At 56.5% G+C, this 672-nt stretch carries 1 protein-coding gene; it reads right to left on the bottom strand.

The features are described 5' to 3' along the window. Positions 1-672 (bottom strand): alpha/beta hydrolase (locus tag RE6C_RS15550; protein ID WP_039962236.1); only part of this gene is annotated, 672 nt, incomplete at both ends.

Genomic DNA, 672 nt, shown 5'->3' with positions numbered 1-672 from the left:
CGATCCAGCACATACGACAGCACCGTCGTGTGCTCCACATCAGCTCCCTTGTAGTGCAATTCACACTCAACGCCTGACTCATGAAGCTTCTCCTGCAGCTTCACGCCGAAATTGGATGTGTGCGTCGGGTCGCTTTGCTTCTGCCCGATCCTTGGCACATCGCTGTAGAACATGTAGATCGGCGGGTCATCCGACGAGACATGCTCGATCGGAGAGTACGCTTTGATCCACGGAAGAACGTCTTCTCTCGCCGCCAAAAACGTCGCGAATTGGGCCGGTTTCTTGTCACCTTTTTTCGCGAACCGGCCGAACGCATGGCCGCCATACCAACTGTTGGGCGTCCACTCCCGCATTTGCTTCGGATCGAGTGTCGTTTGAGGACGGATCACAGCAGCCCCCATCAATCGAGTGGACTGGCGTGCAATCGGATCCTCGCTCGATGGATCCTTCATGTCATCGTGCAAAGCCAACCACAACGAAGTGCACGCACCGGCCGATCCCCCCACCGCGATCATTCGATCCGGATCAATTCCAAATCGCTTCGAGTGATAGCGGACGAACTGCAACGCGCGAGCACAATCCGACATCGGTGCCTTGACCGGCGGCGTGACATGTCCGGCCAAAGCGTCTTGGATGTACCGATACTGAACGGAAACGACAGTGATCCCCGAT

This window comes from Rhodopirellula europaea 6C (genome assembly GCF_000338295.1).
GTDB classification, from domain to species: Bacteria; Planctomycetota; Planctomycetia; order Pirellulales; family Pirellulaceae; genus Rhodopirellula; species Rhodopirellula europaea.
The sequence above is the reverse complement of the archived record's forward strand: the minus strand, read 5'-3'. Positions and strand labels throughout refer to the sequence as shown.